Origin of the sequence: Streptomyces sp. NBRC 110035 (assembly GCF_000829695.1) — a bacterium.
GTDB lineage: Bacteria > Actinomycetota > Actinomycetes > Streptomycetales > Streptomycetaceae > Streptomyces.
In genome coordinates, this window is the sequence record NZ_BBNN01000083.1 from 1 (window position 1) to 2,624 (window position 2,624).

The following is a 2,624-nucleotide window of genomic DNA, read 5'->3' on the forward strand; positions in this document are numbered from 1 at the left end:
GTTCGGCATCAGCTACGCGGTCCTGTTCGGAGGCTTCCCCTTCCGGCGGCCCGGTGGCGCGGTCGCCGGGACAATGATGGGCACCGCCTACGGGCTGGCGCTGGGCACCGGCTTTCTGCTCAGCCCGGTTCCCAAGGCGGTCGGAGCCGGCGTGTTCGGCGCGGACTTCGGGGCGAAGTTCGCGATCACCGTCTACCTCGCGCACGCCGGATTCGGCGCCCTGCTGGGCTGGCTGGTGCACCGCTACGGCACCCGCATCACCCCTCTGTGGAGCGTGGCCTGCGAGCTGCTGCCCTCCCACAGGGCCCGCACCGGCGGCATCTGAAAACGGCGGCGCGGGGATGAAACACCTACCCCGCGCCGCGCCGCGCCGCCAAGCCCGGCCGGGTACACACCGCTGCCACCGCACGCCCCGGGCGGTCACCGGCCCCCAAATGCTGGCCCCTTTGCCTGTCGAGGTCGACCCCGCAGCCTGTCCGAGAGCCCAGCTGGGGCAGGGGATGGAAGAGACAGTGGCCCGGGGCGGGTTCCCATGGGGCCGGTGTCCAGCCGGCCCCACGGGAACGCCCCTGAAAGGGAGTCCAGATGCGCACCAGGCACCTCCGCACGAGCGCCGCCATCGCCGCCGCGGCTATCGCCCTTCTGGCGGCGGGATGCGGCGACGGACAGAGCACGGCGAAGGAAGCAGCACCGCCCCGTGCGGCAGAATCCCCCGTCGGCTCCGCCGCTACCACCGACGGCGGCCAAGGCAAGAAGGCTGCGGTCCCGGCCGAGTTGAAGTTCACCACGACCACCGTGGACGGCCAGACGTTCGAGGGCACCTCGCTCGCCGGGAAGGACGCGGTGCTGTGGTTCTGGGCCCCCTGGTGCAGCGTGTGCCGGTCCGAGGCACCGACCATCGCCAGGACCGCAGCCAAGTGGGGCGACAAGGTCACCTTCGTCGGCGTACCGGGCCAGGGGCGCACCGCAGACATGAAGAAGTTCGTCGCCGACACCGGCCTCGAGGGCTTCCCGCACGCCATCGACACCGACGGCTCGCTGTGGTCCCGCTTCGGTGTACCCGCCCAGCCTGCCCTCGCCTTCATCAACGACGACGGCACGGTCAAGGTCGCACTGGGCCCCGTCGGCGCCAACCAGTTCGACGACGAACTCGAACGGCTGACCCAGAAGTGACCGGCATCCCCTACGCACTGGCACTCACCGCCGGAATGCTCGCGGCATTCAACCCGTGCGGCTTCGCAATGCTGCCTGCCTACCTGACCCTGTTCATCTCCGGCAGCCCCGACCGGACAACCGCCGAGGCGCGGCGGCGCGGTGCCCTGTCCCGCGCTCTGGTCGCCACCGCCGCCATGACGAGCGGCTTCACCTTTGTCTTCGGTGCCTTCGCACTCCTCGTCTCACCGCTCGCGCTGTCCGTGGAACGCTGGCTTCCCTGGGCCACCGTCGCCATCGGGATCGTCCTGCTGGCGCTCGGGGCCTGGCTGCTCGCCGGGCGTGACCTGAACATCCGGCTGCCGAAACTCCAACCCACCGGCCGCCCCGCCGACTCCGCCCGCTCCATGGCCCTTTACGGAATCTCGTACGCGATCGCCTCGCTGTCCTGCACCATCGGCCCGTTCCTCGCCCTGACCACCACCGCCTTCCGCACCGGCAGCCTGCCCGGCGTAGTCGGAGTCTTCCTCGCCTACGCGGCCGGGATGGGAACGGTCGTCGGCGCACTCACCCTCACGGTCGCCCTGTCCCGGCAGGCCGCCCTGGCCCGGATCCGCCGCGTCATGCCCTACGTCAGCCGCACCTCCGGCGCCCTGCTACTCCTCGCCGGCGCCTACGTGGCGTACTACGGCTGGTACGAGATCCGGTTGGTGAACGGCAGCACGGCCGAAGACCCCGTCATCTCCACCGCCACCCACTGGCAGGGCGCCGTCACCCGCTGGCTCAGCGATCTCGGCCCGACCCCTGTCCTGTGGGCGATCACGGTACTGCTCGCCGCCACCTGGACGGCACGGACACTGCACCGCCGTGGGGCCGGACAGCGACAGCGCAGCTCGGCCGGGGACCTCCACCAGCCGAACGTACCCGGTTCCTCCTCACGGTGAAGAGGCATGGCCGCCGTCCCGCGGCAGCCCATCTGCCCGTGGTTGCCGCTCGATGGTATGTGCCGGAAGGTCGGCTGCACGATCCACAGGGCGCGATTGCCATTCTTGGAAGCGTGCGGACGCTCGAAGCCAGGCAACACCGCCCAGGCGCGCTGGCCTTGCAGTCCGGTCCGACCGCAGGCCCAACTCGATATCTATGCCCACCGCCCGGACAGCTGCAAACTCATCGGCCAGCCAACACTCTCCTGCGTCGCGGGGACCGGGCGAGGCCAGAGCAGCCCGGCGTCACCGCCTGCCCCGCCGCCACGCCGACGCCCGTCTCGCCGCCGGTGTCCACGTCAACCGTCCCGAGACCCGCCTTACCATCGGCTGGTGACCGCCTGAACCCAGCGTCACCAGGCCGATGGGACAGCGACGTTCGAACGGCCCAGAGGAGGCATGTCCTCGGCCAGGTGTGAATGCTCCCGCAGGCGCCGCATTACTGACTTCGGCTCGTCAAGGTGACGCTGGATCGACGAGGGTCAGGTC

The 2,624-nt window shown here is 70.6% G+C and carries 3 protein-coding genes; all 3 read left to right on the plus strand.

What is annotated here, in order from left to right; genetic code table 11:
* A partial coding sequence (locus TU30_RS32680; protein WP_042177248.1) for a hypothetical protein occupies positions 1–325 on the plus strand: 325 nt, incomplete at its 5' end.
* A 260-nt stretch (positions 326–585) separates the two neighbouring features.
* Positions 586–1,173 carry a redoxin domain-containing protein gene (locus TU30_RS32685; RefSeq protein WP_042177250.1) on the plus strand — a complete coding sequence of 196 codons (588 nt, stop codon included), beginning with the start codon at positions 586–588 and terminating at the stop codon, positions 1,171–1,173.
* Complete coding sequence (locus TU30_RS32690) at positions 1,170–2,096, plus strand: cytochrome c biogenesis CcdA family protein (RefSeq protein WP_107068646.1); 927 nt, start codon at positions 1,170–1,172, stop codon at positions 2,094–2,096. The genes TU30_RS32685 and TU30_RS32690 overlap by 4 nt, the downstream gene beginning before the upstream one ends.
* The last annotated feature ends 528 nt before the right edge of the window (positions 2,097–2,624 follow it).